Origin of the sequence: Parachryseolinea silvisoli (genome assembly GCF_021190955.1) — a bacterium.
In the GTDB taxonomy this organism is placed as follows: Bacteria; Bacteroidota; Bacteroidia; order Cytophagales; family Cyclobacteriaceae; genus Ohtaekwangia; species Ohtaekwangia silvisoli.
Map to the genome: position 1 here is coordinate 1 of NZ_JAIOAO010000012.1, position 5654 is coordinate 5654.

Annotated in this window: 2 tRNA genes and 2 rRNA genes; all 4 read left to right on the top strand. The window is 48.6% G+C overall.

The features are described 5' to 3' along the window. Positions 1-414: 414 nt before the first annotated feature. The 4 genes from K7P01_RS31960 to K7P01_RS31975 all read left to right on the top strand — a co-directional run bounded on the left by K7P01_RS31960 (position 415) and on the right by K7P01_RS31975 (position 5512). A 16S ribosomal RNA gene (locus K7P01_RS31960) occupies positions 415-1938 on the top strand. Between the two features lie 107 nt (positions 1939-2045). Then, a tRNA-Ile gene (locus tag K7P01_RS31965) sits at positions 2046-2119 on the top strand. A 79-nt stretch (positions 2120-2198) separates the two neighbouring features. Continuing rightward, positions 2199-2272: transfer RNA gene (locus tag K7P01_RS31970), tRNA-Ala, on the top strand. Positions 2273-2620: 348 nt separating this feature from the next. Beyond that, positions 2621-5512, top strand: a 23S ribosomal RNA gene (locus K7P01_RS31975). Together the 16S and 23S rRNA genes with 2 tRNA genes alongside form the textbook arrangement of a ribosomal RNA operon. Positions 5513-5654: the final 142 nt, after the last annotated feature.

Genomic DNA, 5654 nt, shown 5'->3' on the forward strand with positions numbered 1-5654 from the left:
CCAGAAAGTTGCAAAGAGAAAAAAGCTTCTTACCTTTGCACTCCCAAAACGAAAGAGGGCTTCGAAAATCGGAAGGGTTATCGAAGAGAGATTGAAAGGTTAAGAAACTGTGAAAGGTTTACGACCACGATTAGTCGAAGACGGAATGGATAAGTGATTTGAAATTCTGACAGAAGCTAAAACGTTCTTTGAATAGATGGATTGATAGCGGACCCTACTACACTGATCGCTATGAGAGGTGTAGCTAGGAAGAGCCACATTTCGATGTGGTTCGCGATTCTGAAAAGAAATCGAATAAGGGTTAAGGACAAACAAAAATTGGGTGGTCCGGTTCGATCAATGAAAGTTGGTGAACAGAGGACCCCGGGTTGGATTTCCTGATGCGAATTAGGGATGAAGATCATAAGGATTATTACAATGGAGAGTTTGATCCTGGCTCAGGATGAACGCTAGCGGCAGGCCTAATACATGCAAGTCGAACGGCAAGTTGAGTAGCAATACTTGACCTAGAGTGACGTACGGGTGCGTAACACGTATGCAACCTACCCAAAACAGGAGTATAGCTCGGGGAAACTCGAATTAACCCTCCATAAGATAGTAGAAGAGCATTCTTCAGCTATTAAAACTCAGGTGGTTTTGGATGGGCATGCGTTTGATTAGCTAGTTGGTAGTGTAACGGACTACCAAGGCGATGATCAATAGGGGAACTGAGAGGTTGATCCCCCACACTGGCACTGAGATACGGGCCAGACTCCTACGGGAGGCAGCAGTAGGGAATATTGGTCAATGGATGCAAGTCTGAACCAGCCATGCCGCGTGCAGGAAGAAGGCCTTCTGGGTTGTAAACTGCTTTTGTCAGGGGATAAAAAATTCCTTGCGAGGAATATTGAAGGTACCTGGCGAATAAGCCACGGCTAACTACGTGCCAGCAGCCGCGGTAATACGTAGGTGGCGAGCGTTGTCCGGATTTATTGGGTTTAAAGGGTGCGTAGGCGGTCCTATAAGTCAGTGGTGAAATATCGCAGCTTAACTGTGAGGGTGCCATTGATACTGTAGGACTTGAGTGAATTTGAGGTAGGCGGAATTGACGGTGTAGCGGTGAAATGCTTAGATATCGTCAAGAACACCGATAGTGAAGACAGCTTACCAAGCTTCAACTGACGCTGAGGCACGAAAGTGTGGGGATCAAACAGGATTAGATACCCTGGTAGTCCACACTGTAAACGTTGATTACTCGCTGTTGGCGATACACAGCCAGCGGCTAAGCGCAAGCGATAAGTAATCCACCTGGGGAGTACGCCGGCAACGGTGAAACTCAAAGGAATTGACGGGGGTCCGCACAAGCGGTGGAGCATGTGGTTTAATTCGATGATACGCGAGGAACCTTACCTGGACTAGAATGCCCTTGACCGATCCAGAGATGGATTTTTCCGCAAGGACAAGGAGCAAGGTGCTGCATGGCCGTCGTCAGCTCGTGCCGTGAGGTGTTGGGTTAAGTCCCGCAACGAGCGCAACCCTTATCTTTAGTTGCCAGCACGTCATGGTGGGGACTCTAAAGGGACTGCCTGCGCAAGCAGAGAGGAAGGAGGGGATGACGTCAGGTCATCATGGCCCTTACGTCCAGGGCTACACACGTGCTACAATGGCGTATACAAAGTGTTGCAAGCCAGCGATGGTGAGCCAATCACAAAAAGTACGTCTCAGTTCGGATTGCAGGCTGCAACTCGCCTGCATGAAGTTGGAATCGCTAGTAATCGCGCATCAGCAATGGCGCGGTGAATACGTTCCCGGACCTTGTACACACCGCCCGTCAAGCGATGGAAGTCGGGAGGACCTGAAGACAGTAGCTGTAAGGCGCTGTTTAGGGTTAAACTGATGACTGGCGCTAAGTCGTAACAAGGTAGCCGTACCGGAAGGTGCGGCTGGAACACCTCCTTTCTGGACTGACACTTAAGAGTGTCAACAGAGAACCTTAACTCGAAGATCCGCTATCAATCTAATTTATTCGAAAGTATTGGACTTAAGAAAGAGGACTGTAAAGATCCGGGCTTGTAGCTCAGGTGGTTAGAGCGCTACACTGATAATGTAGAGGTCCGTGGTTCGAGTCCACGCAGGCCCACTGGTTGGGAGCGGGGAAAGGATCAAGGGGACAGCATCAACCAAGTTGCTGTAGTTGAAAGACTGCGGTGAAAGAAACTGGGGGATTAGCTCAGCTGGCTAGAGCGCCTGCTTTGCAAGCAGGAGGTCATCGGTTCGACTCCGATATTCTCCACGGAAGTTACAGAGATGTTCGCAAGAACGATCAATCCAAACATCTTAAGAAAGATTAAGACAGGTAAATGAGTCAAATCCAGTTGGGATTTGGGATCTATTACCACGATGTCGGTACCGAAGTCGCTGCATAAGAGATAAGCCATTTCTAGCAGCCATTGTCGGAGTAATACAGACAAAGGAGTTCATTGACATATTGGTGAAAGAGTAGTAAAAGTAAGTAAGTAGTGGGTGTTTGTACAGCTAGTTGAAAGACTAGATGACTAACAGACATAAACGAGCGAGCACATAGGATACCAAGTTGACGTGATGTGAATCATGTTGACCGAACCTTGAAAGGTAATCGTTAAAAGAAGTAATCAAGGGCGTATGGGGAATGCCTAGGCTTTCAGAGGCGAAGAAGGACGTGATAAGCTGCGATAAGCTACGGGGATTCGCAAATAGAAATTGATCCGTAGATTTCCGAATGGGGCAACCCAGTATATTGAAGATATACTACCTAGCAATAGGAGCAAACTCAGGGAACTGAAACATCTAAGTACCTGAAGGAAGAGAAAACAATTTAGTGATTGCGCAAGTAGTGGCGAGCGAACGCGCAAGAGCCCAAACCTGACCAGTTACGGCTGGTTAGGGGTTATAGGACTACATAATCTGAGTGATATCAAGGAGAACTGGGTGGGAAACCAGGCCATAGAGGGTGATAGCCCCTTATCTGTACATTATCATAAAGTGGTAGTATCCTGAGTAGGGCGGGGTCGGAGACGCCCCGTTTGAATTTGCCAGCACCATCTGGTAAGGCTAAATACTCCTGAAAGACCGATAGTGAACCAGTACTGTGAAGGAAAGGTGAAAAGTACCGTGAATAACGGGGTGAAATAGAACCTGAAACCGTACGCCTACAAGCGGTCGGAGCTCTGTGATGGAGTGACGGCGTGCCTTTTGCATAATGAGCCTACGAGTTACTGTCACTGGCGAGGTTAAGTGTCTGGAGACACGCAGCCGGAGCGAAAGCGAGTCTGAATAGGGCGCATAGTCAGTGGGAGTAGACGCGAAACTTTGTGATCTACCCTTGGTCAGGATGAAGTTCCGGTAACACGGGATGGAGGTCCGAACTAGTAAACGTTGAAAAGTTTTTGGATGAACTGAGGGTAGGGGTGAAAGGCTAATCAAACTGAGAAATAGCTCGTACTCCCCGAAATGCCTTTAGGGGCAGTGTGGAGGTTGAGTTTAGTACAGGTAGAGCTACCAATAGGACTAGGGGGAGTCACATCCTACCAAATCCTGATGAACTCCGAATGGTACTAAATATACTCTGCAATGAGGGCATGGGTGCTAAGGTCCGTGTCCGAGAGGGAAAGAACCCAGACCTGCAGCTAAGGTCCCAAAATCTACACTAAGTTGAACTAAGGCGGTTCAGTTGCTTAGACAGCCAGGATGTTTGCTTGGAAGCAGCAATTCATTTAAAGAGTGCGTAACAGCTCACTGGTCGAGCGACAGAGCATCGATAATAATCGGGCATCAAGTGTAGTACCGAAGCTCAGGATTTAGCAGCAATGCTAAGTGGTAGGGGAGCATTCTAACAGCGGAGAAGCAGTATGGTAATGTATTGTGGAGCGGTTAGAAAAGCAAATGTAGGCATAAGTAACGATAAGGCAGGCGAGAAACCTGCCCACCGATAGACTAAGGGTTCCGCGGCAATGTTAATCAACCGCGGGTAAGTCGGGACCTAAGCGGTAGCCGAGAGGCGAACGTGATGGCCAATGGGTTAATATTCCCATACTACCGTATTGAGCGATGAGGTGACGGAGGAGTGACAATTCCGCGAACTGACGAAATAGTTCGTTAAAGGGCGTAGTTATAGAGTTTGTAGGAAAATCCGCAGATTTTGATGAAACCTGATAGTATCTGGAGGCTTCGGCCGAAGGAATAGTGAATGTAAGCAGACTTCCAAGAAAACCCTCTAAGCATATTGATATGGTACCCGTACCGGAAACCGACACAGGTAGTCAAGGAGAATATCCTGAGGTGCTCGAGTGATCCATGGCTAAGGAACTAGGCAAATTAACCCTGTAACTTCGGGAAAAGGGGTGCCTCCCTGCAGCAATGCAGGAGGTCGCAGAGAAATGGCCCAGGCGACTGTTTAACAAAAACACATGGCTATGCGAAATCGAAAGATTAAGTATATGGCCTGACACCTGCCCGGTGCTGGAAGGTTAAGGGGGGATGTTAGCCGCAAGGCGACGCATTGAACTGAAGCCCCAGTAAACGGCGGCCGTAACTATAACGGTCCTAAGGTAGCGAAATTCCTTGTCGGGTAAGTTCCGACCTGCACGAATGGTGTAACGATCTGGGCACTGTCTCAGCCATGAGCTCGGTGAAATTGTAGTCACGGTGAAGATGCCGTGTACCCGTCACGGGACGGAAAGACCCCATGCACCTTTACTATAGCTTCGCATTGACATTGGGTAGATGATGTGTAGGATAGGTGGGAGGCTTTGATCCTGTGCCGCTAGGTATAGGGGAGCCAACGGTGAAATACCACCCTTTATTTATCTGATGTCTAATCCGCCAAAAGTGGAGACAGTGCGTGGTGGGTAGTTTGACTGGGGTGGTCGCCTCCGAAAGTGTATCGGAGGCTTTCAAAGGTATGTTCAGTACGCTTGGTAACCGTACGTGGAGTGCAATAGCATAAACATGCTTGACTGTGAGATCGACGGATCGAGCAGGATCGAAAGATGGATATAGTGATCCGGTGGTTCTGTATGGAAGGGCCATCGCTCAAAGGATAAAAGGTACGCTGGGGATAACAGGCTGATCTCCCCCAAGAGCTCACATCGACGGGGAGGTTTGGCACCTCGATGTCGGCTCGTCACATCCTGGGGCTGGAGAAGGTCCCAAGGGTTAGGCTGTTCGCCTATTAAAGTGGCACGCGAGCTGGGTTCAGAACGTCGTGAGACAGTTCGGTCCCTATCTGTGATGGGCGTAGGAAGCTTGAGAGGTCCTGATTTTAGTACGAGAGGACCGAATTGGACCGACCGCTGGTGTACCGGTTGTGGCGTCAGCTGCACCGCCGGGTAGCTATGTCGGGAAGAGATAAGCGCTGAAAGCATCTAAGCGCGAAACTCACCTCAAGATGAGGCTTCCATTAAGGGACGTCAGAGATTATGACGTTGATAGGCTGCAGGTGTAAAGGCAGAAATGTCAAAGCTGAGCAGTACTAATAACCCGAACGCTTCGGGGAGGTGGTTGCAATACACCATCTCCCTAAATAAGACGAAAAGTAAGACTATGTGCTTGCTCAAATCTGCTACTATACTGAAAATATTACCTACTCTTTTGCCAATATTGTCAACGATATTAACCAACGACGATCAGAAGGATCG